Source organism: Bacillus sp. 5RYD7K, assembly GCF_059831465.1.
This window is the reverse complement of the sequence record NZ_CP191200.1, coordinates 3,467,233-3,491,819: the sequence shown is the minus strand read 5'-3', so window position 1 is coordinate 3,491,819 and position 24,587 is coordinate 3,467,233. Positions and strand designations below refer to the sequence as shown.

Annotated in this window: 25 protein-coding genes and 1 riboswitch; of the genes, 21 read left to right on the top strand and 4 right to left on the bottom strand. The window is 45.3% G+C overall.

The features are described 5' to 3' along the window. Positions 1 to 57 precede the first annotated feature (57 nt). The 6 genes from ACQE26_RS16925 to ACQE26_RS16900 all read left to right on the top strand — a co-directional run bounded on the left by ACQE26_RS16925 (position 58) and on the right by ACQE26_RS16900 (position 4,361). Positions 58 to 1,179, top strand: a complete 1,122-nt coding sequence (locus ACQE26_RS16925) for a hypothetical protein (RefSeq protein ID WP_500470117.1) — start codon at positions 58 to 60, stop codon at positions 1,177 to 1,179. A 110-nt stretch (positions 1,180 to 1,289) separates the two neighbouring features. After that, positions 1,290 to 1,334, top strand: a riboswitch (PreQ1 riboswitch). A 97-nt stretch (positions 1,335 to 1,431) separates the two neighbouring features. Next, positions 1,432 to 2,091 carry a 7-cyano-7-deazaguanine synthase QueC gene (queC, locus tag ACQE26_RS16920; protein WP_473946536.1) on the top strand — a complete coding sequence of 220 codons (660 nt, stop codon included), beginning with the start codon at positions 1,432 to 1,434 and terminating at the stop codon, positions 2,089 to 2,091. Next, on the top strand, positions 2,092 to 2,532 hold the full coding sequence (gene queD / locus ACQE26_RS16915) for a 6-carboxytetrahydropterin synthase QueD (protein ID WP_016936345.1): 441 nt from the start codon (positions 2,092 to 2,094) through the stop codon (positions 2,530 to 2,532). Then, positions 2,525 to 3,256, top strand: coding sequence for a 7-carboxy-7-deazaguanine synthase QueE (gene queE, locus ACQE26_RS16910; RefSeq protein ID WP_500470116.1), 732 nt, complete (start codon positions 2,525 to 2,527; stop codon positions 3,254 to 3,256). The genes queD and queE overlap by 8 nt, the downstream gene beginning before the upstream one ends. 18 nt (positions 3,257 to 3,274) lie before the next feature. Beyond that, positions 3,275 to 3,769: a preQ(1) synthase gene (gene queF / locus ACQE26_RS16905; RefSeq protein WP_003154673.1), complete on the top strand. Its 495-nt coding sequence runs from the start codon at positions 3,275 to 3,277 to the stop codon at positions 3,767 to 3,769. Between the two features lie 316 nt (positions 3,770 to 4,085). After that, positions 4,086 to 4,361, top strand: a complete 276-nt coding sequence (locus tag ACQE26_RS16900) for a DUF3219 family protein (RefSeq protein ID WP_045926888.1) — start codon at positions 4,086 to 4,088, stop codon at positions 4,359 to 4,361. 72 nt (positions 4,362 to 4,433) lie between these two features. Here the strand turns inward: ACQE26_RS16900 and ACQE26_RS16895 are convergent, their stop codons facing one another. Next, positions 4,434 to 4,619: a YkvS family protein gene (locus ACQE26_RS16895; RefSeq protein ID WP_003232446.1), complete on the bottom strand. Its 186-nt coding sequence runs from the start codon at positions 4,617 to 4,619 to the stop codon at positions 4,434 to 4,436. 163 nt (positions 4,620 to 4,782) lie between these two features. On the opposite strand from ACQE26_RS16895, the gene ykzS reads away from it, so the two are divergent. The 6 genes from ykzS (at position 4,783) to ACQE26_RS16865 (ending at position 11,248) form a co-directional block, all read left to right on the top strand. After that, positions 4,783 to 4,977 (top strand): protein YkzS, encoded by a 195-nt coding sequence (gene ykzS, locus ACQE26_RS16890; protein ID WP_060962936.1) that lies wholly within the window; start codon positions 4,783 to 4,785, stop codon positions 4,975 to 4,977. A gap of 271 nt (positions 4,978 to 5,248) precedes the next feature. Then, complete coding sequence (locus ACQE26_RS16885) at positions 5,249 to 5,872, top strand: cell wall hydrolase (protein ID WP_500470115.1); 624 nt, start codon at positions 5,249 to 5,251, stop codon at positions 5,870 to 5,872. A gap of 113 nt (positions 5,873 to 5,985) precedes the next feature. After that, complete coding sequence (locus tag ACQE26_RS16880; protein ID WP_500470114.1) at positions 5,986 to 7,326, top strand: polysaccharide biosynthesis protein; 1,341 nt, start codon at positions 5,986 to 5,988, stop codon at positions 7,324 to 7,326. 62 nt (positions 7,327 to 7,388) lie between these two features. Next, the gene (gene stoA / locus ACQE26_RS16875; RefSeq protein ID WP_500470113.1) at positions 7,389 to 7,883 is read left to right on the top strand and encodes an endospore biogenesis thiol-disulfide oxidoreductase StoA; all 495 of its coding nucleotides are present in this window, start codon (positions 7,389 to 7,391) and stop codon (positions 7,881 to 7,883) included. Between the two features lie 243 nt (positions 7,884 to 8,126). Further along, positions 8,127 to 10,040, top strand: a complete 1,914-nt coding sequence (locus tag ACQE26_RS16870) for a heavy metal translocating P-type ATPase (protein WP_500470112.1) — start codon at positions 8,127 to 8,129, stop codon at positions 10,038 to 10,040. Positions 10,041 to 10,153: 113 nt separating this feature from the next. Beyond that, positions 10,154 to 11,248: a M24 family metallopeptidase gene (locus ACQE26_RS16865; RefSeq protein WP_016936326.1), complete on the top strand. Its 1,095-nt coding sequence runs from the start codon at positions 10,154 to 10,156 to the stop codon at positions 11,246 to 11,248. Between the two features lie 61 nt (positions 11,249 to 11,309). On the opposite strand, the gene ACQE26_RS16860 is transcribed toward ACQE26_RS16865, so the two are convergent. Beyond that, complete coding sequence (locus ACQE26_RS16860; RefSeq protein ID WP_016936325.1) at positions 11,310 to 11,435, bottom strand: hypothetical protein; 126 nt, start codon at positions 11,433 to 11,435, stop codon at positions 11,310 to 11,312. Between the two features lie 98 nt (positions 11,436 to 11,533). Between ACQE26_RS16860 and ACQE26_RS16855 the strand changes: the two genes are divergently transcribed. From ACQE26_RS16855 to ACQE26_RS16815, 9 genes are all read left to right on the top strand, one after another. Next, a complete protein-coding gene (locus tag ACQE26_RS16855; protein WP_500470111.1) occupies positions 11,534 to 12,499 on the top strand; it encodes a LacI family DNA-binding transcriptional regulator in 966 nt (321 codons plus the stop codon). 71 nt (positions 12,500 to 12,570) lie between these two features. Then, on the top strand, positions 12,571 to 13,416 hold the full coding sequence (glcT, locus tag ACQE26_RS16850) for a glucose PTS transporter transcription antiterminator GlcT (RefSeq protein ID WP_497529281.1): 846 nt from the start codon (positions 12,571 to 12,573) through the stop codon (positions 13,414 to 13,416). 230 nt (positions 13,417 to 13,646) lie between these two features. Beyond that, positions 13,647 to 15,743, top strand: coding sequence for a glucose-specific PTS transporter subunit IIBC (gene ptsG / locus ACQE26_RS16845; RefSeq protein WP_438421788.1), 2,097 nt, complete (start codon positions 13,647 to 13,649; stop codon positions 15,741 to 15,743). Between the two features lie 96 nt (positions 15,744 to 15,839). After that, positions 15,840 to 16,106, top strand: coding sequence for a phosphocarrier protein HPr (locus ACQE26_RS16840; protein WP_010334034.1), 267 nt, complete (start codon positions 15,840 to 15,842; stop codon positions 16,104 to 16,106). Next, entirely contained in the window at positions 16,106 to 17,821 is a 1,716-nt protein-coding gene (gene ptsP / locus ACQE26_RS16835) for a phosphoenolpyruvate--protein phosphotransferase (protein WP_013352056.1), read from the top strand. Before ACQE26_RS16840 ends, ptsP begins: the two co-directional genes overlap by 1 nt. Positions 17,822 to 17,908: 87 nt before the next feature. Continuing rightward, on the top strand, positions 17,909 to 18,148 hold the full coding sequence (splA, locus tag ACQE26_RS16830) for a splAB operon transcriptional regulator SplA (RefSeq protein ID WP_016936321.1): 240 nt from the start codon (positions 17,909 to 17,911) through the stop codon (positions 18,146 to 18,148). A gap of 84 nt (positions 18,149 to 18,232) precedes the next feature. Further along, positions 18,233 to 19,261, top strand: coding sequence for a spore photoproduct lyase (gene splB, locus ACQE26_RS16825; RefSeq protein WP_060962929.1), 1,029 nt, complete (start codon positions 18,233 to 18,235; stop codon positions 19,259 to 19,261). 127 nt (positions 19,262 to 19,388) lie between these two features. After that, entirely contained in the window at positions 19,389 to 21,356 is a 1,968-nt protein-coding gene (locus tag ACQE26_RS16820) for a methyl-accepting chemotaxis protein (RefSeq protein ID WP_500470110.1), read from the top strand. Between the two features lie 80 nt (positions 21,357 to 21,436). Further along, positions 21,437 to 22,303, top strand: coding sequence for an NAD(P)-dependent oxidoreductase (locus ACQE26_RS16815; RefSeq protein ID WP_342794444.1), 867 nt, complete (start codon positions 21,437 to 21,439; stop codon positions 22,301 to 22,303). 552 nt (positions 22,304 to 22,855) lie between these two features. Here ACQE26_RS16815 and ACQE26_RS16810 read toward each other — a convergent pair. Together ACQE26_RS16810 and ACQE26_RS16805 are read right to left on the bottom strand one after the other, a co-directional pair. Beyond that, complete coding sequence (locus tag ACQE26_RS16810) at positions 22,856 to 23,248, bottom strand: hypothetical protein (protein ID WP_082761602.1); 393 nt, start codon at positions 23,246 to 23,248, stop codon at positions 22,856 to 22,858. A 344-nt stretch (positions 23,249 to 23,592) separates the two neighbouring features. Continuing rightward, positions 23,593 to 24,369, bottom strand: coding sequence for a CAP domain-containing protein (locus tag ACQE26_RS16805; protein ID WP_060962927.1), 777 nt, complete (start codon positions 24,367 to 24,369; stop codon positions 23,593 to 23,595). Positions 24,370 to 24,587 lie beyond the last annotated feature (218 nt).

Below are 24,587 nucleotides of genomic sequence, written 5' to 3'. Positions count from 1 at the left end.
TCTTTTTTCCTGTCACTTCTGTATAATGAATTGGGAAATGATGGGGAGGAGTAAGAGATGAAAGAGCGACGTGTATTATTGGGATTTATTTTTATCTGTATCGGCATTGCGTTTTTTTTACAGAAGGCGGGGGCTATACATATTTCCGCCGGTTCGGCGTGGCCGTTTCTTTTTATTATAATGTCCGCGGGGTTTCACGCCGGATTTGTTTTTTCGAAAAAAACGCCTGAACAGACGGGACTGCTCGTTCCCGGCGGTCTTTTTCTTGTGCTGGGCTGCCTGTTTTGTTTTGAGACGGCAACAGGATGGGCGTATTCAGGCGTGACGTGGCCTGTTTATATATGGGCGCCTGCTCTCGGTCTGTTTGAACTGTGGTATTTCGGCGGGAGAAAGATCGGCGTATTGATTCCTGCTTTGATTTTGGCAGGGACGGGTGCCCTATGCTTTGCCGGTATGCTGTTGACAGGGCTGTGGCCGCTTTTGATCATTGCAGTAGCGCTTCTGTTTCACGCCGCTGCCTTCATGCAGCCGAAAAAAAGAACGGGCCTTCTCATTCCGGGCGGAACATTGCTTGTGATCGGCGGGTTATTATGGTTTGAAACGCTGACAGACTGGACATACGCAAATATGACATCGCCTGTCTACCTCTTTGCCGTCGCGTTCGGCCTGTTTGAAGCCTGGCTGTTCGGCAGAAAGCAAAGGGGGCTGTTGGCTGCTGCTGCGGTTCTTTGCGCAATGGGGATTTTCGGCATATTCACCAATGTAAATGAAGTCATCAGCGAACGCGGCTGGCCCGCGCTCATTCTTTTGCTTGCAGCCGCTTTTCACATGCCGATTTTCGGTCCGAAACCGGTCAAAAACGCAGGACTTCTTGTACCGGGCGGCATTTTATTGGTTACGGGGATCTTGTTTGTTTTTGAAACGGCGACCCATTGGGCCTATTCCGGTGTGACATGGCCTGTTTACCTGTTGGCGGCGGCATTCGGTTTATTTGAACTGTGGCTGTTCGGCGGGAAACAAAAGGCGCTGCTCATTCCGGTTGCGGTTCTGACCTTGACCGCGCTATGCTTTACGCTGATGTATCAGCCGATCATCCCGGTTTCTGTTTTCTGGCCTGCCTTATTTGTGCTGATCGGGATTGCACTGGTGGCATTTCCGAAAAAGAAAAGCCGGGCTTAAATCGGTCTTTGCAGCCTGACACAAGTTTCAGGCTGTTTTTTTTATTGTCAGGGGAAACGGCATTATGGTATGATAGCAAAAGTGAAAAAAAGAAGAAAATCCGTACTGATGCGGGAGAGGTTCTAGCTACACCCTCTATAAAAAACTAAGGACGAGCTGTATCCTTGGATACGGTTTTTTTTATGTTTTTTAGGGCGCCTTCTCCGAGAAAGGCGCTTTTTTTATTGAATGATAGATAAGGGAGAGAAAGACATGAAAAAAGAAAAAGCGGTTGTAGTGTTCAGCGGAGGCCAAGACAGCACGACGTGTTTATTATGGGCTTTGCAAAACTTTGAAGAAGTAGAAACCGTTACATTCCATTACAATCAGCGTCATCAAGAAGAAATTGATGTAGCTAAATCGATTGCCGAAAAGCTCGGTGTCAAAAATCATCTGCTTGATATGTCTCTTTTAAACCAGCTTGCGCCAAACGCGCTGACACGGGATGATATCGAAATTGAAGCGAAGGACGGGGAACTGCCGACAACATTTGTGCCGGGGCGCAACCTCGTATTTTTATCCTTTGCATCGATTCTTGCATATCAAATCGGCGCACGCCACATCATCACCGGTGTATGCGAAACTGATTTCAGCGGCTACCCGGACTGCCGGGACGAGTTTGTCAAGTCCTGCAATGTCACCGTCAACTTGGCGATGGAAAAGCCGTTCGTCATTCATACGCCGCTTATGTGGCTGAACAAAGCGGAAACATGGAAACTTGCTGATGAGCTCGGCGCGCTTGATTTTGTAAAGAATAGCACATTGACTTGCTATAACGGCATCATTGCGGACGGATGCGGAGAATGCCCGGCATGTCTGCTTCGCAATAAAGGATATGATGAATATATGAAAATGAAAGGGGAGCGGAACTAATTGCTTTCTCAAATTTACCCGCAGGTTCAGCATCCTTATTCGTTTGAGCTGAATAAGGACATGCACATTTCAGCAGCGCACTTTATTCCCCGTGAAAGTGCCGGAGCGTGCAGCAGAGTCCACGGCCACACGTATACAGTAAATATTACAGTTGCAGGGGATGAACTGGATGATTCAGGCTTTCTCGTGAATTTCAGCGTGCTGAAGAAATTGGTGCACGGCGCTTACGATCATACATTGCTGAATGACCATGATGAATTTTCTGATGATGACAGATATTCGCTGCCGACAACCGAAGTCGTAGCCAAAACGATTTACGATAAAGTTCAGTCCTACCTCGAAACACTGGAGAATCAGCCGGTCTGCGTCCAGGTTTTTGTCAGGGAAACCCCGACAAGCTATTGCGTATACCGCCCGAAAAAAGGTGATTTGAATGGCTAAAGGAATCCCGGTTTTAGAAATTTTCGGACCGACGATACAAGGAGAGGGCATGGTCATCGGCCAGAAAACCATGTTCGTCCGCACGGCAGGCTGCGACTACTCCTGCAGCTGGTGCGACTCCGCCTTTACATGGGACGGCTCAGCCAAAAAAGATATCCGCTGGATGACGGCGGAAGACATTTACCGCGAGCTGAGAGAAATCGGCGGAGACGCCTTTTCCCATGTTACCATCTCAGGAGGAAACCCGGCGCTGTTAAAGCAGCTTGACGCGCTGATTCTGCTGCTGAAAGAACATGGTGTGCGCGCCGCTTTAGAAACGCAGGGAACGGTCTATCAGGATTGGTTCACAATGATTAACGACCTGACGATTTCACCTAAGCCGCCGAGTTCAGGGATGACAACCGACTTTGCAAAGATCGATCACATCGTATCTTCGCTTGATGCGGCTGAAAGGCTTAGCGCAGTCAGCTTAAAGGTCGTCATTTTTAATGATGAAGATCTGCAATTCGCGAAAACCGTGCATAAGCGGTATCCGAATATCCCGTTTTATCTTCAGGTCGGAAACGATAATGTCCATACGACGGATGACCGGGCATTAATTACGCATCTGCTCGAAAAATATGAAAAACTCGTTGATAAGGTTTCTGCCGATTCGGATCTGAATCTCGTCAGAGTCCTGCCTCAGCTTCATACATTGCTTTGGGGAAATAAACGGGGAGTTTAATAGAAAGGGAGAATTTACATGACAAGAAAAGAATCAGAATTAGAAGGAGTTACACTCCTGGGGAATCAAGGGACAAACTATTTATTTGAATATGCGCCGGAGGTTTTGGAATCATTCCCGAATAAACACGTGAACCGTGATTATTTCGTTAAATTCAACTGCCCGGAATTTACGTCGCTTTGCCCGAAAACGGGACAGCCGGATTTTGCAACCATCTACATCAGCTATATTCCGGACGAAAAAATGGTGGAAAGCAAATCGTTAAAGCTGTATCTTTTCAGCTTCCGCAACCACGGAGACTTCCACGAGGACTGCATGAACATCATCATGAATGACTTGATCGAATTAATGGACCCCCGCTACATTGAAGTATGGGGCAAATTTACGCCAAGAGGCGGAATCTCCATTGACCCGTATACAAACTACGGCAGACCGGGAACAAAATATGAAAAAATGGCTGAACATCGGATGATGAATCATGATATGTATCCGGAGACGATTGACAACCGTTAATGTTCCCGGCGCAGACTAAATACCCCCGCTTCTAAGCGGGGGTATTTTTCGTCTGTGGTGCGCCGACGTAATCGGGAACTTGTATAATAAAAAAAGAAATCATCTGGAGAAAAGAAAAAGACGAGTAAACCCGGGGGGAGTGTACTCGCCGCTTCATTACGTGACGGGTGCTGGATGGCAGCTCGTCTGTTTCATTATAAAATAGGGAACGTATGTTTGTAAAGACCTGCGCCGTTTTTTTCTTATCCGGAGCGGATCAATTGTAAATGAATGATCAGCATGATAGCATGTCCTGTAAAAAGAAGGAGTGTTTGTCATGGAGCCGTTAGAGTTAAACGGTGTAAGGCTTGAAATGTATGACTGTAAAGAAAGTGCGGGCAAAAACGGCCGCGTCATCTCATTTATATTGAAGGTGACCTCTGAAACGTATCATGACATTGCCGTCCTTTTGTATGAAAAAACATTTGAAATTAAGGCGCCCGATCGGGGTCTTGAATTCCGCGGCAAAATAACCAACTACCATACATCCATCACAAATCTTTACAATAAAGATGAGACCGGAGATTTTTTCGTTGAAATGACGGAAATCTGAAACATTTGAAAAAGCTGCCGGGCGGCAGCTTTTGTGCGGGATATGTAAATGGTTCGGATTGTTTGGTGGGGGTTAATAGGAGTCTCTGATGATTTTATAATTTTTATGGTTGACGACAGTGAGGGAATCTAATTCAAGATCACGATAATTATCCATGATGGTTACATCAACGATGACGGAGTTTTCATTTACCTTTTCAACAACACCGGTTAATCCGTTTTTAAATTCAATGACGTTTCCAACCTTAGCAATTTTCACGAGCTTCCTCTCCTTTATCATAAATCCTGTTTGAAAATATTTTGCAGTATTTTCTTTAAGAAGTAAAGCGATATGGGTATCGGCCTGCTCAATCATTGTCCCGGCGGGGGAAAGATGGTATATTGATTTTCGGGAAAAAGCCGAGAAAAGGAGGCTGTGTTCGTTGCTGCCTGAAGAAATATCAGAACGTATCAACCAAATACGCACCGGTGAAATCAAAGAATTCAGGGTGCAGAAAGAACATTTTCTTGCATTTCGAGCAGTTTTATCGAAGCAGGAAGATTTTAAGCATTTCCGCGGTATTGCACAGCAGGGCGGAGATGTTGTTTTCCAGTATTTAGAACAGCCAAGAAGCTGACGGCTCCTCGCATATGAGGAGTCTTTTTTGTTTTCGCTGCTCATTTCATCTGCCTGTAACAGATGTAAACAAAATGTAAAATCCCTCCGATGGATACTTTTACTGCAATTTGGTTAATGTTGTGAAAATGGCGGCCGTTTTTCTGCCAATAATAAGGCCGTTAACGAACTTCTTCCATCATAAAAGCTGATTGGGAGTGCTGGAAAATCTTTAACCGTGAATTTGCGCACTGCTCTTGTTAAGGTAGTGAAGTATTTAAGGAGGAAAGCGTATGACGACAAAATTTGCTGCCTTGGCTGTCTTTTTTCTATGTTTTATGCCTGCAACAAAAATTGAACATACAGAAGCTCTGTTTACTTTAGCGAAGAAGCCAAAGCAAGAATCCAGCACACTGGTTGCTGATTTAAATAAAAAAAGCTCGGTTCCGAAGCTTTCAAATACGGATCATAAGCATTCGGTCCATCTGATAAAGCTGTCATCTCATCTTGAACAGAAAGCCAAACCGGAGAAAACGGCTTATCAGCCGCCGAAAAAGACGTATTCCCCCGCTGACAGGGAACTTCTGTCACGTCTCGTGCACGCAGAAGCGAAGGGTGAGTCTTATAAAGGAAAGGTCGCGGTAGCCAGCGTCGTGCTGAACCGGACTGAAAAGAAAGGCTTCCCGGATACCATTCGGGGTGTGATTTATCAAAGGAATGCATTTGAACCGGTAGCAAACGGAAGCATTAATCAAAAGCCGGATAAGGATTCCATCGCCGCCGCAAATGAGGCGCTTAACCATCCGGGCAGAGAAACGAGCGCATTGTTTTTCTACAATCCGAAAACAGCTTCTGACCATTGGATCCGTTCCCGAAAAATTATCGAACGGATCGGCAGACACGTATTTGCTATGTAAGCATAGCGGGACCAAATATCCCGGCTATGCTTTTTTCAATTTTAAGAAATCGAAAATATTTTCAGAACTTGTCTCATATGATGATGAAAGAACGAGAGACAAGGAGAGACACCATGAATCGATTTGTGAAAGGGATCATTCTTTTATCCATCGCCGCCTTTTTCGCTGAATGTCTGGAATTTGTCGTGAATATGATACTGGCGCGGGAGCTTGGCGAGCATGGGATGGGGCTTTACATGAGCATTCTGCCCACCATTTTTCTCATTATCGTGATCGCCAGTCTGGAGCTTCCGATCTCCATCTCAAAATTCATCGCGGAATCCAATCAGAAGCTGCATGAAAGCATGCTCCGGCATGCCTTCAGAATGACCGCCGTATTTACCGCGTTTTCAACCGTTGCCGCAAGTATCGCGCTGCCGTTCATTCCTGTATTCGATACGTACCACCCTTTTATTAAAGGGATTGTCATCGGACTGATCCCAGTCGTCGCTTTTACATCCATCGCTAGAGGCTATTTTATGGGTGTGCAGCAGATGGGAAAAATCGCGGTTGCGAATGTTTTGAAAAAAATCATTCAAGTGCTTTGTCTGTTTATCTTTTTTCAATGGTACTCTTTTGAAATTGATATGGCCGTGCTCATTTCGTTATTTGTGCTGGTCGCAAGTGATGTCGTGGTGTTCGTATACTTGTATACGCAGTTTATTTTGGCGAGGAGGACGCTTTCCGGCCATCAGCACATTCATCTGCGCGGCAAGGATGTGCGGAAACGTCTTCTGGCGGTATCCATTCCGACAACGGGACTTCGTATTTTTCACGCGGTGACAAATGCCATTGAACCTTTTTTAGTAAAAGGAGCGCTGCTGGCCTCAGGGGCGGCCGGGGCAACCGCGATTGATCAATACGGCATGCTTGCCGGTGTAGCGGTGACGATCGGTTCGTTTCCCGCATTTATCGCTCATTCACTGATGGTTGTCATGATTCCGAGCATTTCAGAAGCGTACGCGCTGTCTCAATATGACATTGTACTGAAACGGCTGAGACAAGCGATTTTTATTACATTCGGCTATGGCATTCCGGCAGTCTGGATCATGTTTCAGTTCGCCGGCCCGCTGACCCATTTATTTTTTCAGTCTCCGGAAGCGCAGTATTTTTTGCAGCTTTTGTGGCCGTATTTTCTTTTTCAGCTGTTTGTGATGCCGCTTCAGGCCTGTCTGATCGGCATCGGTCATGTGAAAACGGCGTTTTATCATAATGTATGGAGCAGCATTGTGGGTCTTTCGATGATGTATGTGCTTGGTTCTATGCCGAATCTGCAAATGCTCGGCATTATACTTGGCATGAATACCGGCATGATTCTTCTGACAAGTTTACATTACGCGACGATCTGCAAAGACCTCGGTGTCTCCGTGTTCCTGACCGGCGGCGGAAGAACAGCGCCCCGGATCGAGAGCTGAAAAGGCTGATACATTTCAGTAAGGAGGGGCAAGCTATCCGAAACGCGTGAAAGGAAGATCTTATGCATAAAAACCGTCTTATTGCATGCGCAGTCCTTTTGATAGCTGCCTCTCTCTGGATGCTTGAAGCAAAAGCCTCATCAGAAAAACAGGCAGTTCCCGCCGTGTTTCTGATGAAGACGATTGAAGGAGACGAGATATCGGTTCCGAATAAAGGGCAGAAAACCATTTTGCATTTTTGGACATCGTGGTGTCCGCCGTGTAAAAAAGAACTGCCTCAGTTTCAAACGTATTATGAACAGCATCAATCCGATGATGTAAGTCTTGTAACGGTAAATCTCATGAATGCTGAGCGAAACAAAGAGGCCGTTCAAAACTTTGTCAATCAGCACCATCTCACTTTCCCGGTTGTTCTTGACTCTAAGGGCGAGCTTATGAAGGAATACGGGATCATGACGATTCCCACGTCATTTCTGCTGAATGAAAAAGGAGAAATCGAAAAAAAAATCGTCGGTCCGATGACCGCTTCACAATTAAAAGAATGGTCTGAGAAATAAAAAGGTGCGGGAGGATTTCCTCCCGCACCTTTTTTGCATATCATGAACAGCTGAAGGGTTGCTGATGATAATTATTATCAAAAAGAAATTAAAACAATTATAATTGAAATCTTTCGCCGGCGTGCTATAATAAAGAAAAACACCGCGATATTACTATGAAAATGCTGCCTGTAAGGCGGCAGTTTTGCTTTTATCGGGGAAATGAAGATGATTTGCGTTCTCAATTAGAGAGGAGAATTCATAATGAATGAACAAGTGGTGACTCAAACCCATTCACAACAGCAGATTCAAGAAGAGCGGTCCGGAAAAAAGTGGCTCCAGCATGCGGAACTCATTGCGGCTCTCGTATCGGGCGCCCTTATTCTTGCGGCCTGGTTTTTCACCGAAGCAAAAGGCCTGTCCGTTACTTTGTATATCCTGGCCTTTGTGATCGGCGGATTTGCAAAAGCGAAAGAAGGAATTGAAGATACGCTGGAGACGAAGGCTTTAAATGTTGAACTGCTGATGATTTTTGCGGCTGTCGGCTCTGCCCTTATCGGGTATTGGGCGGAAGGCGCTGTTCTTATCTTTATTTTTTCGTTAAGCGGCGCGCTGGAAACGTATACGATGAATAAAAGCAGCCGTGATTTAACCTCCTTGATGAAACTGGAGCCGGAGGAAGCGACCCTGCTTAAAGACGGACAGGAAAAGCGGGTGCCGGCCGCTGAACTCATGATCGGCGACATGATCGTCATTAAGCCGGGCGAACGCGTAGCGGCCGACGGGATCATCGAGTCAGGCGCGACGAGTCTTGATGAATCGGCGCTGACGGGTGAATCGATGCCGGCGGAAAAAACAGCCGGAGATTCTGTGTTTACAGGAACGGTAAACGGAAACGGCTCTTTAACGGTCCGAGTTACGAAAACAAATGAGCAGTCTCTGTTCAGAAAAATCATCCGGCTGGTGGAATCGGCTCAAAACAGCGTGTCACCGGCTCAGGCATTTATTGAGCGTTTCGAAAGTGTCTATGTAAAAGGCGTGCTTTTAGCCGTGGCTTTGCTTTTATTCGTTCCTCATTTTGCTTTAGGATGGAGCTGGAGTGAAACCTTTTACCGGGCGATGGTGTTTATGGTGGTCGCCTCCCCGTGCGCTCTTGTCGCTTCCATTATGCCCGCTGCGCTTTCCCTTATTTCAAATGGAGCCCGCAACGGATTGTTGGTTAAAGGAAGTGTGTTTTTAGAGCAGCTGGGAAGCGTCCGGATGATTGCTTTTGACAAAACCGGCACGGTCACAAAGGGACAGCCGGCAGTTGCTGCATTCCAAGCGGCGGAACAAGTGAATGAGGATGAGATCATGCAAGCGGTGTATACGATTGAAAAGCAATCAAGCCACCCGCTTGCAAAGGCGATAGCTGAATTTGCCGAAAGCCGGGGCGCTGTGCCTGCAGGCCATATATCGATTGACGAGACGTCCGGGTTCGGTGTTCAGGCCGATATAGAAGGCGCCAAATGGATGATCGGAAAAGCTGGATTTGCAGGGAAAGAGGATGCAGACGCTTTTTTGAACACATCGGGAAATGAGTTAAAAGATAAAGGCTGTACGCTGGTTTTTGTTAAGAAAGATGACAGGATAGCGGGCTGTTTTGCGTTAAAGGATCAAATCCGGCCAGAAGCAAAAGCCGTAATGGCTGAGCTTGAATCACTCGGGATTAAAACGGCCATGCTTACCGGAGATCAGCCTGAAACAGCGGCCGCCATCGCAAAAGAGGCTGGCATGACGACGGTTGTTGCCGATTGTCTGCCTGACCAAAAGGCAGAGGAAGTGAAGAAACTGAAAGAAACGTACGGCACAATCGCCATGGTCGGAGACGGCATTAATGACGCGCCCGCTCTGAAAACCGCTGACGTCGGTATTGCGATGGGAGGGGGAACGGACGTGGCTTTAGAGACGGCTGACTTGGTCCTGATGAAAAATGATCTTCATAAGCTTGTGAAAATGTGCAGGCTCTCACGGAAAATGAACCGGATTATTAAGCAGAACATCGTTTTTTCGCTCTCGGTCATCTGCCTGTTGATCTGCGCCAACTTCCTGCAGGTGATGGAACTGCCGTTTGGCGTTATCGGGCATGAAGGAAGCACGATTCTGGTCATACTGAACGGACTCAGATTATTAAAATAAACAAAACAGCCGCACATCGGGCGGCTGTTTTGTTAAATGTTCGTTCACAGCATAAACGCCGGAAAACTGATAGAATGAATAAAGAGCCACTTTGGTAAGGAGGAAAAACAAAAATGAACAGATTACAACGTGTTTCAGATTGGCTGAAAAAAGAAGGACACGATGCTGCGTTTATACATACAAAGGAAAACGTATTTTATTTAACTGATTTTTATACGGATCCGCATGAGCGGTTAATGGGATTGTTCCTGTTTCAAGAACAGGAGCCGTTTTTCGTCTGTCCGGGAATGGAAGCAGGACAAGCCCGCAGTGCCGGGTGGGAGCATGAAATTATCGGCTACGGTGATCACGAAGACCCGTGGGAGCTGATCAAAGCCGAGCTCACAAAACGAAATGTGCGCCTTGATTCCATCGCGGTTGAAAAGGATTCGATCTCGCTTTCACGTTCAGAACAACTCAAGCATGCTTCAGGGGGCGCCGCGTTCGCTTCGGCAGAAGAAACGCTCAACCAATTCCGTCTCGTAAAAGATGAGAAAGAAATCAGCATTCTCAGGGAAGCGGCAAAACTTGCGGATTACGGAGTTGAAGTCGGTGTCGCAGCGCTTAAAGAGGGCGTGAGTGAAACTGAAGTGCTGGCGCAGATTGAGTTTGAGCTGAAGAAAAAAGGCGTGCAGGGCATGTCGTTTTCAACGATGGTGCTGTTCGGAGAAAAATCAGGCCAGCCTCATGGCAATCCGGGTACAGACCGTCTGAAAAAAGGCGATTTCGTTCTGTTTGATCTGGGTGTTATTCTTGACGGCTACTGCTCAGACATTACGAGAACATTCGCATACCAATCAATCAGCCCGAAACAGGAAGAGATTTACGAAACGGTGCTTAAAGCTGAAAAGGCGGCGCTTCAATTAAGCAAACCCGGTGTAAGAATCGGCGATCTTGATTTAAAAGCCCGCGGCATTATTGAAAAAGCCGGATACGGAGACTATTTCCCCCACCGCCTCGGCCACGGACTCGGGATTTCAGTTCATGAATATCCATCAATGAGCAGCGCGAACGACACGCTCCTCAAAGAAGGTATGGTGTACACGATAGAACCGGGGATTTACGTGCCGGATGTAGGCGGCGTGCGCATTGAAGATGATGTGTTTGTCACAAAAGACGGCGCCGAAGCATTAACGCAATATCCGAAAGAATTAACGATCCTGAAATAATAGAAAGCTTTGTGATAAAAAAGGACGGTTCTGGAACGCAGCGTCCTTTTTTATCACCTTGTTAAATGAAAAAGTCATCAAAATGCTGAAATGGTTTGATATCATGCTTTTCCCGCAGCGGCCGCATAGCAAGATAACTGCCGCCGAGTATGGCCAGACACAAACCGATTAAGCAAAGAATCCCCATCACTGTTATTCTCCTTTCAAATGAATAGGCTGTATTTGTTTTTAGCTTACTGTATGAAACGCATTCCAGATCAAGGAAAAAAAGAAAGGGGGGACGCCATGGCTACGATCAGAGACATTGCCGGCGCTGCCGGGGTTTCTGTTACAACGGTATCAAGAGTATTAAACGATCATCCTTATGTAAGCGAAGACAAAAGAGAAAGAGTGAAAAAAGCGGTACAATCGCTCGGCTATACGCGCAACATCCATGCTGTGCATTTATCCAAAGGCTTTTCCGATATGATCGGCGTTGTGCTGCCGTCGGTGAATCTTCCGTATTTTGCAGACCTTGTCGCAGGTATTGCCGAGGCTGCCGAAGCGTCAGGCGTGCATCTTTCTTTATACCAGACGGATTATCAGCAGCAAAGAGAACGCTTTGCTTTATCGCAATTACAGGAGCGCCAGGTGGATGGCCTCATTATCTGCTCCAAAGCAATTTCCGATGAGCAGCTGCTTACCGTGAAAGAACCGATTATCCTCTGCCAGCACACTGATGCGGCTGAGCTGTCCTCAATCAGTAATCCGCATGGGGAAGCATTTCGGCACGGCCTGGATTATCTGATAGAAAAGGGACACCGAAAAATAGCGATCAGCCTGGCCAGAAAAAAGGGAAAAAACAGTCAAGTCCGCATTGCCGCATACAAAGAGGCGCTGAAGAAGATCGGCCGGCCTTACAGGGAAGAGCTGGTTGTGGAAAAGGCGCTGACGCTGCTTGACGGGAAAGCCCTTTTTCACAGATGGAAGAGCTGGGATGACAAACCGACTGCGCTGTTTGCGGCGAATGATCAAGTATCCGCAGGTCTTTACCTTGAAGCCAAGGCAAACGGGACGCGCATTCCGGAAGAGCTGGCGATTTTGAGCATCGACAATCATGATATCAGCAAGATGTTAGGTATTTCCACAATAGATATACAAACGAAAGAAATGGGAAAGCAGGCTTTTCACATGCTTAAGAATCGGATCAGCGGCGGGCCTCCGGCAAGGAAGATTTTTGATTACCGTCTTATTGAACGATCAACCGTCTAAAAAAAGAATTGACGCGCTTTCTGTTCGTTTTGTACGATATGAGGTATTGAATGACAAAGGAGCTGAGGATCATGAAGGGGTCCTTTACAGTTGAGAAGGTATTAAATAACAATGTGCTGATCGCAACACATGATAGATACAGTGAGGTCGTCTTGATCGGAAAAGGAATCGGCTTTGGAAAAAAACAAGCGGATGTCATTGAAGATAAAGGGTATGACAAGATGTTCATCTTAAAGGATGAAAAAGAACAAAAACAATTTAAAAAGCTCCTCGGTTATGTGGACGAGACACTTGTCGACATCTCCAATGACGTCATTTATCATATCAGGAACCGAACAAGCCAACCGTTAAATGAGCATATCCATATTGCGCTGACGGATCATATCGCTTTTGCGGTAAAGCGGCTGCAGCAGGGCTTTGACATTAAAAACCCTTTTCTTATGGAAACCGAAACGCTTTATCCGGAAGAATTTCAGATTGCCCGTGAAGTCGTCGGCATGATTAATGAAAAGACTGGAATCTGCCTTCCGGAAGGGGAGATCGGCTTTATCGCTCTTCATATCCACTCCGCCCTGACGAATCGGTCCCTTTCAGAGGTCAACCAGCATTCGCAGCTGATGTCCCGGCTCGTTCAGGTGATAGAGGAATCTTTCCAAATGAAAGTCAATAAAGACAGCGTCCACTATTTGCGGCTGATCCGGCATATCAGATTTACCATAGATAGGATTAAACGGGAAGAGCAGACAAAAGAACCAGAAAAGTTAATGTTATTATTGAAAAATGAATACCCGCTATGCTACAATACTGCTTGGAAACTGATAAAAATCTTACAGCAAATGCTGAAAAAACCAGTTCATGAGGCGGAAGCGGTTTATCTCACGCTTCATCTGTACCGATTAACCAATAAAATTTCATAATTTCAGTTGAGACCTTTAAAAACGTGTCACTGATTCGATCAGGCATGAGTGATTGAGGGTAAAAAACGGGAAGAACGGCCCCGTTATTTTGCACACCCTTATTTACTCATGCTTTTTGTTGTGTAAAAGGGCAAATGTAAACGGTTAAACTGAAGACTTACGCCTGTGAATTCGTTGTCATGAATTTTCGCTGTAAGGTCACACTAGCTAACAGGGGAGGTACATTCTTTATGTTTAAAGCATTATTCGGCGTTCTCCAAAAAATCGGCCGTGCTCTTATGCTTCCGGTTGCGATTTTACCGGCTGCGGGGATCTTGCTTGCGTTAGGGAATGCCATGCAGAACAAAGATATGATCCAAGTCATGCATTTCTTAAGCAATGATAACGTTCAGCTTGTGGCGAACGTTATGGAAAGCGCCGGCCAAATCGTATTTGACAACCTGCCGCTTCTTTTTGCAGTAGGGGTTGCGATCGGTCTTGCGAACGGAGACGGCGTTGCCGGAATCGCGGCCATTATCGGATACTTGGTCATGAACGTATCCATGAGCGCCGTGCTTATGGCAAACGGCAGTATTCCGTCTGACAAAATTGAACGCGCTAAGTTTTTTGCGGAAAACCACCCGGCCTATATTAACATGCTTGGGATACCCACTTTGGCGACGGGCGTGTTCGGCGGTATTATCGTCGGGGTTCTGGCCGCGTTATTGTTCAACAAGTTTTATAAAATTGAACTTCCGCAGTATCTCGGATTTTTTGCGGGTAAGCGGTTCGTCCCGATTATCACATCAATTTCCGCATTAATTCTCGGTCTTATTATGTTAGTAATCTGGCCTCCGATCCAGCATGGTCTGAATTCCTTCTCAACGGGACTTGTGGAAGCGAATCCAACCTTGGCGGCCTTTATTTTCGGAATGATTGAACGGTCATTGATTCCGTTCGGTCTTCATCACATTTTCTACTCGCCGTTCTGGTATGAATTTTTCAGCTATAAAGATGCAGCTGGAGACATTATCCGCGGAGATCAGCGGATTTTCATGGCTCAGATTAAAGACGGCGTACAGCTGACGGCAGGTACATTTATGACGGGGAAATATCCGTTTATGATGTTCGGCCTTCCGGCGGCAGCGCTTGCAATCTATCATGAAGCGAAGCCTGAAAAGAAAAAACTTGTAGCCGGAATCATGGGTTCTGCCGCTCTGACAAGTTTCTTAACGGGAATCACCGAGCCGCTTGAATTCTCATTCTTGTTTGTGGCTCCTATCCTGTTTGCGATTCACTGCGTATTCGCGGGACTTTCCTTTATGCTCATGCAGCTATTGCATGTAAAAATCGGTATGACCTTCTCAGGGGGTCTGATTGACTACTTCCTGTTCGGAATTCTGCCTAACCGGACGGCTTGGTGGCTTGTCATTCCGGTCGGCTTAGGATTAGCCCTCATTTACTATTTCGGTTTCCGGTTTGCGATCAGGAAGTTCAACTTGAAAACGCCGGGCCGTGAAGAAGAAGCTGCGGATGAAGGGGCAGGCGCATCAGGCGAAGCCGGCGACCTTCCTTATGAAATCCTTCAGGCGATGGGTGATCAGCAAAACATTAAACACCTTGATGCTTGTATCACGAGACTTCGTGTGACGGTCAACGACCAGAAGAAAGTGGATAAGGCCCGCCTGAAACAGCTCGGCGCATCAGGCGTCCTTGAAGTCGGAAACAACATTCAGGCCATTTTCGGCCCGCGCTCTGACGGTTTAAAAACTCAGATGCAGGATATCATCGCAGGACGCACGCCGCGCCCTGAACCGAAAGTATCCGCACAAGAAGAAGTCAGCCAGCAGGTTGAAGAGGTTATCGCGGATCCGCTCCAAAACGAGCAGGGTGAAGAAGTGTTCGCTTCTCCGATCACCGGCGAAATCCATCCGATTACAGATGTGCCTGACCAGGTGTTCTCAGGCAAAATGATGGGTGACGGTTTTGCGATTCTTCCGGAAGAAGGAATCGTCGTATCGCCAGTCCGCGGAAAAGTGCTGAATGTTTTCCCGACAAAACATGCGATCGGCCTCCAGTCTGACGGCGGAAGAGAGATCCTGATTCATTTCGGAATCGATACAGTCAGCCTGAAAGGTGAAGGATTCACTTCTTTTGTTTCTGAGGGTGACCGGGTTGAACCGGGGCAAAAGCTGCTTGAAGTTGATCTTGAAGCGGTTAAACCTCATGTTCCTTCATTAATGACACCGATTGTCTTTACAAATCTTGCTGAGGGTGAAACGATTTCCCTTTCGGCCGAAGGTACTGTAAAACGGGAACAAAAAGATATTGTGAAAATCGGAAAATAAGCATATAAATACGCCGTGCTTGTCAGATGACAAGTACGGCTGTATGATATAATATTGTGTAGTAAAATAGCTTTAATTTAAAGGAGAATGATAATCATGGCACAAAAAACATTTAAAGTAACAGCAGATTCCGGAATCCACGCTCGTCCTGCGACAGTTCTTGTACAGACTGCAAGCAAATATGATGCTGACGTAAACTTAGAATATAACGGCAAAACAGTAAACCTTAAGTCTATCATGGGCGTTATGTCTCTAGGTATCGCTAAAGGCGCTGAAATCACAATTTCCGCTGCAGGCGCTGACGAAAACGACGCTCTTAACGCTTTAGAAGAAACAATGAAAAGCGAAGGACTCGGCGAGTAATGCAAGAATTAAAAGGAATAGGCGCTTCAGCCGGAATTGCGATTGCAAAAGCATACCGGCTTGAAGAGCCGGACTTAACGGTTGAAAAGAAAAACATTGCTGATGCTGCGGCTGAAGTAAGCCGTTTTGATGAAGCGATTGTACGTTCTAAAGAAGAGCTTGAGAAAATTAAAGAGCATGCTTTAAAAGAACTGGGACAAGACAAAGCTGATATTTTCTCCGCGCACCTTTTGGTTCTGAGTGATCCTGAGCTGTTAAACCCGGTAAAGGAAAAAATCAGCACAGATTCAGTTAATGCGGAATTCGCTTTGAAAGAAACGGCTTCCATGTTCGTGACCATGTTTGAATCAATGGATAACGAATACATGAAAGAGCGTGCGGCGGATATCCGTGACGTAACAAAACGTGTGACAGGGCACCTGCTGGGCGTGGAAATTCCGAACCCGAGCATGATCTCAGAAGAGGTTGTCATCGTGGCTGAAGATTTGACACCGTCTGATACGGCGCAATTAAACCGTCAGTTTGTAAAAGGTTTTACAACTGATATCGGCGGACGCACTTCACACTCCGCAATCATGGCCCGTTCGCTTGAAATCCCGGCTGTTGTCGGAACAAAAGCGGCTACAGGCACAATTGAAAACGGTGTTACGGTGATCGTAGACGGCATCGATGGTGATGTGATCATCGATCCTTCCAGTGAAACATTAAAGAAATATGAAGAAAAGCACAGTGCCTACCTGGCGCAAAAAGCTGAATGGGCTAAGCTCGTCAATGAACCGACTGTTTCAAAAGACGGCCATCATGTAGAGCTTGCCGCAAACATCGGCACCCCTGATGATGTAAAAGGCGTTCTTGAAAACGGAGGAGAAGCTGTAGGGCTTTACCGTACGGAATTCCTTTACATGGGACGCGACCAGCTTCCGACAGAAGACGAGCAATTCGACGCTTATAAGACGGTTCTTGAGCGTATGGAAGGAAAATCAGTAGTCGTGCGGACATTGGATATCGGCGGCGACAAAGAGCTTCCTTACCTGCAGCTTCCTAAAGAAATGAACCCGTTTTTGGGCTACAGAGCCATCCGCCTTTGCCTTGAAGAACAAGAAATCTTCAGAACTCAGCTGCGTGCGCTGCTTCGTGCAAGTACATACGGAAACTTAAAAATCATGTTCCCGATGATTGCGACAGTAAACGAGTTTAAACAGGCGAAAGCGATTCTTCTTGAAGAAAAAGAAAAACTCGTCAAAGCCGGCGTAACGGTTTCTGACGATATTGAAGTCGGTATGATGGTAGAGATTCCGTCTACAGCCGTTATCGCAGATCAGTTTGCCACAGAAGTTGACTTCTTCAGTATCGGAACAAATGACTTGATCCAATACACAATGGCTGCTGACCGCATGAACGAGCGCGTGGCTTATCTGTATCAGCCATACAATCCGGCGATTCTCCGTCTTATCACGCTTGTCATTGAAGCCGCTCACAAAGAGGGCAAATGGGTCGGCATGTGCGGAGAAATGGCAGGAGACGAAATTGCGATTCCGATTCTTCTCGGCTTAGGCTTAGATGAGTTCTCAATGAGCGCTACATCCATCCTTCCGGCAAGAACGCAGATCAGCAAGCTTTCTAAAAAAGAAGCTGAATCATTCAAAGAAACAATCTTGTCTATGAGCACGACTGAAGAGGTTGTCGCATTCGTTAAAGAAACTTTCAATAAGTAATACAACAGCCAGACGGTGTAAGCCGTCTGGTTTTTTTCATATTCGGAAAAAAGGGGGGAACAATAACTTTCAACAGGAGGGATTATCATGACAAAATCATTTGGAGCGGGGGATACGGTCTACGTCATTTACCGTAATCCGCATGCCGCCAATGTTGCCCATATTAAAGAGGCGGAGATTGTTCATCACCCATACCATGAGGGGGAACTGTCTCTTTTTTTACACGAAACCTATCATCCGCTGGCCGAAGATGATGCGGTCTTTTCGACATATGAAGAAGCGGAAGCGCTTTACAGCGAGCTTTTTGAAGAAGACCGGCACCACTGATCAAAGGAAATGTTTACAACGCATATTCACTCTCTTTTGGACGGAAAGTAACATCATGAGAATATGTAAAGGGAGTGTCTGTCTATGCTGAAGCCGTTTGTTCCCCAGCTTGTTTATATTGAACCGCGAGCACTCGAATACCCGTTAGGGCAAGAGCTGAAACATAAGTTTGAAAACATGGGGCTTGAAATCAGAGAAACGACATCGCATAATCAAGTCCGGAATATTCCGGGGAAAAATCATTTGCAGCAATACCGGAACGCGAAATCGACCTTGGTGATCGGCGTCCGGAAAACATTGAAATTCGATTCGTCAAAGCCATCCGCCGAATATGCCATTCCGTTTGCGACGGGCTGTATGGGGCATTGCCACTATTGCTATCTGCAGACGACGATGGGGTCAAAGCCTTATATCCGGACATATGTCAATGTGGAAGAGATTCTGGATCAGGCTGATGAGTATATGAAAGAACGGGCGCCGGACTTTACAAGATTTGAAGCCTCTTGTACGTCTGATATCGTCGGAATTGATCATCTGACACATACATTAAAAAGAGCCATTGAGCATTTCGGACAAAGCGAACTGGGAAAGCTCAGATTCGTGACCAAATTCCATCATGTCGATCACTTGCTTGATGCGAAGCATAACGGAAAGACAAGATTCAGATTCAGCATCAATGCGGATTATGTCATTAAAAACTTTGAACCGGGAACTTCTCCGCTCGACAAACGGATTGAAGCCGCCGTCAAAGTCGCTAAAGCGGGCTATCCGCTCGGCTTCATCGTGGCGCCCATTTATATACATGATGGCTGGGAGGAAGGCTATAAGGAATTGTTTGAGAAGCTGGATGCGGCACTTGATGAAGATGTTCGGCATGACATTACCTTTGAACTGATCCAGCACCGTTTTACAAAACCGGCCAAACGGGTGATCGAGAAGAACTATCCGAAAACAAAGCTTGAGCTGGATGAAGAAAAGCGAAGATACAAATGGGGACGTTACGGAATCGGCAAGTATATATACCAAAAGGACGAAGAACATGCCTTAAGGGAAACGCTCGAGTCTTATATCGAAACCTATTTTCCGAAAGCGAAAATCGAATATTTTACGTAAGGCGGAGCTGTCGGCATGACGGCTCTTTTTTTTGCTGCGCCAAATGACGGAAATTTTTGATATTTATTTCAAGGTTTATTCATTTTCTTGGCCGAAAGACCGATATAACTCTCAGGAGGGGATGGTTATGTTTAAAAAAATGCATATTAAAATTGCTGGGTTTGTATCGGCAATGCTTATCGTAACGGTTGTTTTTTTAACGGTATCTTCATATTTGACATTAAAGCCGATGATGACAGATGAAGCAAAGCGCACGACAGAAAATGTCACCAATTCACTCGGTCAGAACATTGAACTTCAGCTGAAAAATGATGAGACTGTATTATTGAGATTAGCAGGCGGTGAATTGTCCCGCACATTTTTGACAGATGGGAATAAAGAAACAGCGCGGCTCTTTAACGATGAGTTAAAGCAGATCGGGCAGAATGACAAATATGTCGCGCTTGCATACGTCGGAACCGCAGACAAACAAATGTTTACATATCCGAAGGCTGACTTTGCCAAAGACTATGATCCGACAAATAGAACGTGGTATAAAATGGCGGCCGAAAAACCCGATAAGGTTGTCTGGACTGAGCCTTATAAAGATGCTGTGACAGGGGATATGATCGTGACGGCTTCAAAAGCCATTCAAAACAGCGGAACCGTCATCGGAGTGGCGAGCTTAGATTTGAAGCTGTCCTCCATTCAGAGTATGGTCAATCAGCAAAAGGTTCCGTATAAAGGATTTGCGTTTTTAGCGGATGAAAACGGTTCTCTTCTGGCGCATCCGTCAAAACAGGGGAAAAATATTTCGGAAGATCAGGCGTTAAAAGACATCAGCTCAGACAAAGAAGGCATCAAAGAGCTGCAGGGGAATATGGTCGTCTATCAAACGATAAAAGAAACAGGATGGAAAGTCGGAACGCAGTTTGAAAAAGATCAGCTGATGGGAGTAGCCGACAAAATGAATACAGTGAGTATTTTTATGTCACTGATCGCCCTTGTGATTACGATCGGTCTCAGTTATTTCCTTGCGAAAACGATAACCGGGCCGATTCAGCAGCTGATCGCCAAAACAAATTCGGTCTCAGCGGGAGATTTAACCGTCCGCGCCCAGACTAAATCAAAAGATGAAGTAGGCGAATTAACAAAAGACTTTAACCAAATGGTTGAAAATATGAAAGACATGGTCGAACAGGTCAAGACCTCTTCAGAAAAAGTGTCCGATACATCTGACCAATTAACCGTCATTTCACAAGAGACAAATGAAACGAGCGGACAAATTGCAAAAGCGATAGAGGAAGTCGCTGCCGGAGCGACTGAGCAAGCGTCAGAGGTTGAGACGATCAATGAAAAATCTGAAAATCTCTCAGTCAAAATAAGAGGAATCGCCGATCGCGCGGGCAGCATAAAACAACTCTCAAAATCTTCAGAGGACGCCAGCTACAAAGGTCTGGATGCGCTCGGCCAGCTGCTGATGAAGTCAAATGAAGCCAATTCAGAAACGAAAAAAGTAGAGGCAATGCTGACTGATCTGGAAAACCAAACGAAAAACATAGAGGAAGTCGTAACGGCAATATCCGCGATTTCGGATCAGACGAATCTCTTGGCGCTGAATGCGAGTATTGAAGCCGCAAGAGCGGGAGAAAGCGGACGGGGTTTTGCCGTTGTCGCTGAAGAAGTCCGCAAGCTTGCTGAACAATCAGCTCTTTCCTCCGGCCATATCAGTGAGACGGTCCGGCTGATTCAATCAGAGACGAAAGAAGCGTCGCACGCAATGATCGAGGCAAGCAGAATGAATGATGAACAAAACAGCGCCATTCATGAAACGGGTGAGGTCCTCAATCTGATTACGACGGAAATGCAGTCTCTCGTTCAAGGTATAGATCATATTTACAATGACATTCAAAAAATGAGTGAAGAACAAGCCGCGATTCAAGAAGCGATTCAAAGCATATCCGCCATTTCTCAAGAATCTGCGGCAGCGGCGGAAGAAGTGAATGCTTCTACTGATGAACAGCTCGTTACGCTTGAAAAAGTAAAGCAATCGACTGATATGTTAAAGAGCGCGAGCGAAGATCTGATCAGCGCCATTTCTAAATTCACCTTGTAACGCGGACTCTATCAGCCTATTATATGGTAATATAGACATGAAAGAGTGATATATGAATCGCATCAGGGGAGGAAAGCGCAGTGAACAAAACGGTCGGATTTATCGGTTTAGGCGTCATGGGAAACAGTATGGCATCGCACATTTTAGAAGCGGGCTATCCTGTTTTAGTCTACACGCGGACGAAACAAAAAGCGGAAGAGATTCTGAATAAGGGAGCGGTCTGGCAGGAGACGGTCAAAGACCTTTCAGAGAAAGCAGACATTATTATTACCATGGTCGGCTATCCGAGTGATGTCGAGGACATCTATCTCGGCGAAAACGGCATTCTCCGGCACGCAAAAGAAGGGACGTTTGTCATTGACATGACGACATCAAAACCGTCTCTGGCGAAGAAGATAGCTGAGAAAGCCAAAGAAAAATCCATTCACGCCTTGGATGCACCCGTTTCCGGCGGAGACATCGGCGCGCGGAACGGAACGCTTGCCATTATGGCCGGAGGAGAAAAAGAAGCGTTTGAAGCATGCCTGCCGCTTTTCTCCGTTATGGGGGAAAACATTCAGTATCAAGGGCCGGCCGGCAGCGGCCAGCATACGAAAATGTGCAATCAGATCGCGATTGCAGCTGGAATGGTCGGAGTGGCTGAAGCGATGGCTTACGCTGAAAAATCCGGTCTGAACCCGGAACAAGTGCTGAAAAGCATTACAACCGGAGCGGCTGGCAGCTGGTCATTGTCAAATCTCGCCCCCCGTATGCTGAAAGGTGATTTTGCGCCCGGATTCTACGTGAAACACTTTATTAAAGACATGGGCATTGCCCTTGAAGAAGCGGAGCTCATGGGAGAAGAGATGCCCGGATTGGCGCTCGCCAAATCATTATACGACAAGCTTTCCGCGCAAGGTGAAGAAAACAGCGGAACTCAAAGTATTTATAAGCTTTGGGTGAAATAAAAAAGATTGCCCGAACGCGATATTTTATGGATACGAGGAAGCGAAGGCTTACGGTATTGTTGATGGTGTTTTGTAAACAATAATCTGCAAACCTTGATTCTTAGAGCCTTTAATGAAGACAGGAACTTGGCAGGGTAATGTATTAACATGTATCCGTTTATAGTATTCTACTGTTTGGAATCCCCCTCGTTTGTTTGATGCAGGCTGTCTATTATAAATCAAAAGGGGGATTTCCGAATAGTTATAAGGATTAATACAACTTTCCAACAGTAGGATGTATCATGTTTGATTCAACTATGAATTCGAGTAACCCAAATGTACATAGCAATAAATCGAGTTGATTCCCGCAATTAAAACCTAATAATTGGGCATCCGAAATTGAAATTCTATAGATTAGCCTTCTAGCAAAACTGAAAAATAAAAGAGGATGTATCGTAAAAATTCAAGAGATTTACGAAAACATCCTCGATTCAGAGATTTCATCATTACATGTTGTTTTTTGAGAATTCCAGATGAAATCAACGTTAAATCCATTTGTTAATAATATGAATTTTAATGTTGTACAGTAATATAGTGTTTCAGTTCTCCTATATGGGTTTGAGTTCCCCAGGTCAATGCTACTTGCACATCATACTTGCCTGCTGGAATATTTTTCGTCAAAAAGCTTACTTTAAAATTGCGAACATTATGTCTATTAACATCTATATATTTGACTATATCTCCTTTTTTATTTTCAAGAAAAACTGTAACACCCCAGTTTACCTCATATTTTGAAGGCACAGTACCTGTTACGACAATAGAAGTAGCGTGTTTTGAGTAAGTATTAGCATCTGTTTGGAATTTAATTGCTCCTTTTGAAGTCATGGCTAACGCTTCTGAACTGTTTGAGAAAATCCCGAATGTCAAAAGAGCAGCTGTGAATAGTGTCATTACAATTTTTTTCAATTGAAACTTCCTTTCGCCATTTATTTAGAAACCCATTCACTATACTAATAAATTTTGGAAAAGTATTCAACGGAAAAATAGGTAAATTCTACTTTTTATTATAAAAAAGTATTACTAAAGAAGTAAAGGCTAGCAAAACCACTTTAATCCTCACGTTTAAGATTTTACAAAAAAAGCTCCCGGCACAGAGGTGCCGGGAGCTTCAAAAGTTTATAAATTTATAAAATGTCAGGCCCTTGCCCGTACGCATGTTGATTATGTTGTGAATTTCATAAATAAAGATTTTGGCGTCTCCGGGTTACCGGTTTTGAGCACTTTTGCGCCGTCTCATTCACTTTTTTTGTTTATTTTCCGATGAATTGCTGTGTCCAGATGTTTCCTGATTCTACATAACCGACACCGATTTGAGTGAACTCAGGATTCATGATGTTCTCTCTGTGGCCTTCACTGTTCATCCAAGCTTTGACGACAGCTTCCGGAGTCGGCTGCCCTTTGGCGATATTTTCACCGGCAGTTTTATAAGTGATTCCGAAAGACTTCATCATATCGAAAGGTGAACCGTAAGTTGGGCTTTGGTGATCAAAATAGTTTTTGTCTTTCATATCTTGTGATTTTGCGTGAGCTGATTTGCTTAGTTTATCATCAATCTGCAGAGGTTTTAAGCCTTGCTTTTGTCTCTCTGCGTTTGTCAATTCAACGACTTTCTTTTCATACGCACTGACAGATGAAGGAGTTTTCTCGCTGCTGTTGTTTGTGTTATCTGTCTGTTTTGCATTGTCAGCCGTCTGGTTTTGATCGGCTTTCGGTTTTTCAGCAGCTGCCGGTGCCGTTTTTGCCGGTGTTTCTTTTTGAACGTCTTTAACTGTCATATCAGAATGCTTTGCGTGTTTTTGCAGCTGTTGTTTCAGTTCTTTCTCATTTTTAAAGCTCAGCTGTTTCGCGCTCTTTTTCATATGTAGTTTTTCAACAGCCTCTTGAAGAGTCAGATGCTGTACGGTGTTTCCTTTTTTCACAGTAACGACGTGCTGGCATGACAGCTCTTTGGCAGATGCCTGCTGAATGCCTCCGAATGTAATCAAACTGACTGCCGCGGCGGCAGATAAGAGAAATGCTTTCTTCATAAGTTTATAGCCTCCCAGAGAAGTTGTTTTTTTCTACATGAAAAATCTTATCACAGCTTTTTTGTCATAATGCAGGCATTCATTTCCTTTGACAACAAACGTTTGTCATAATTGTAATTGAGCATAGAAAAATGGCTTTATATCAGGAAAAACGATCTGTATTTATATTTTAAAATCCGTTACATCACTTCAAGTTATTTGAAGTGTTAGATATTTTT

What these genes read in the sequence shown, in the direction of transcription:
- ptsP (WP_013352056.1), top strand. Translation starts at nt 16,106, where the DNA reads ATGCAAGAATTAAAAGGAATAGGCGCTTCAGCCGGAATTGCGATTGCA.
- ACQE26_RS16820 (WP_500470110.1), top strand. Translation starts at nt 19,389, where the DNA reads ATGTTTAAAAAAATGCATATTAAAATTGCTGGGTTTGTATCGGCAATG.
- ACQE26_RS16855 (WP_500470111.1), top strand. Translation starts at nt 11,534, where the DNA reads ATGGCTACGATCAGAGACATTGCCGGCGCTGCCGGGGTTTCTGTTACA.
- queC (WP_473946536.1), top strand. Translation starts at nt 1,432, where the DNA reads ATGAAAAAAGAAAAAGCGGTTGTAGTGTTCAGCGGAGGCCAAGACAGC.
- ACQE26_RS16860 (WP_016936325.1), bottom strand. Translation starts at nt 11,435, where the DNA reads ATGGGGATTCTTTGCTTAATCGGTTTGTGTCTGGCCATACTCGGCGGC.
- ACQE26_RS16870 (WP_500470112.1), top strand. Translation starts at nt 8,127, where the DNA reads ATGAATGAACAAGTGGTGACTCAAACCCATTCACAACAGCAGATTCAA.
- ACQE26_RS16805 (WP_060962927.1), bottom strand. Translation starts at nt 24,369, where the DNA reads ATGAAGAAAGCATTTCTCTTATCTGCCGCCGCGGCAGTCAGTTTGATT.
- ACQE26_RS16925 (WP_500470117.1), top strand. Translation starts at nt 58, where the DNA reads ATGAAAGAGCGACGTGTATTATTGGGATTTATTTTTATCTGTATCGGC.
- glcT (WP_497529281.1), top strand. Translation starts at nt 12,571, where the DNA reads ATGAAGGGGTCCTTTACAGTTGAGAAGGTATTAAATAACAATGTGCTG.
- splB (WP_060962929.1), top strand. Translation starts at nt 18,233, where the DNA reads ATGCTGAAGCCGTTTGTTCCCCAGCTTGTTTATATTGAACCGCGAGCA.
- ACQE26_RS16885 (WP_500470115.1), top strand. Translation starts at nt 5,249, where the DNA reads ATGACGACAAAATTTGCTGCCTTGGCTGTCTTTTTTCTATGTTTTATG.
- queF (WP_003154673.1), top strand. Translation starts at nt 3,275, where the DNA reads ATGACAAGAAAAGAATCAGAATTAGAAGGAGTTACACTCCTGGGGAAT.
- ACQE26_RS16900 (WP_045926888.1), top strand. Translation starts at nt 4,086, where the DNA reads ATGGAGCCGTTAGAGTTAAACGGTGTAAGGCTTGAAATGTATGACTGT.
- ptsG (WP_438421788.1), top strand. Translation starts at nt 13,647, where the DNA reads ATGTTTAAAGCATTATTCGGCGTTCTCCAAAAAATCGGCCGTGCTCTT.
- queE (WP_500470116.1), top strand. Translation starts at nt 2,525, where the DNA reads ATGGCTAAAGGAATCCCGGTTTTAGAAATTTTCGGACCGACGATACAA.
- ACQE26_RS16840 (WP_010334034.1), top strand. Translation starts at nt 15,840, where the DNA reads ATGGCACAAAAAACATTTAAAGTAACAGCAGATTCCGGAATCCACGCT.
- ACQE26_RS16880 (WP_500470114.1), top strand. Translation starts at nt 5,986, where the DNA reads ATGAATCGATTTGTGAAAGGGATCATTCTTTTATCCATCGCCGCCTTT.
- splA (WP_016936321.1), top strand. Translation starts at nt 17,909, where the DNA reads ATGACAAAATCATTTGGAGCGGGGGATACGGTCTACGTCATTTACCGT.
- ACQE26_RS16865 (WP_016936326.1), top strand. Translation starts at nt 10,154, where the DNA reads ATGAACAGATTACAACGTGTTTCAGATTGGCTGAAAAAAGAAGGACAC.
- stoA (WP_500470113.1), top strand. Translation starts at nt 7,389, where the DNA reads ATGCATAAAAACCGTCTTATTGCATGCGCAGTCCTTTTGATAGCTGCC.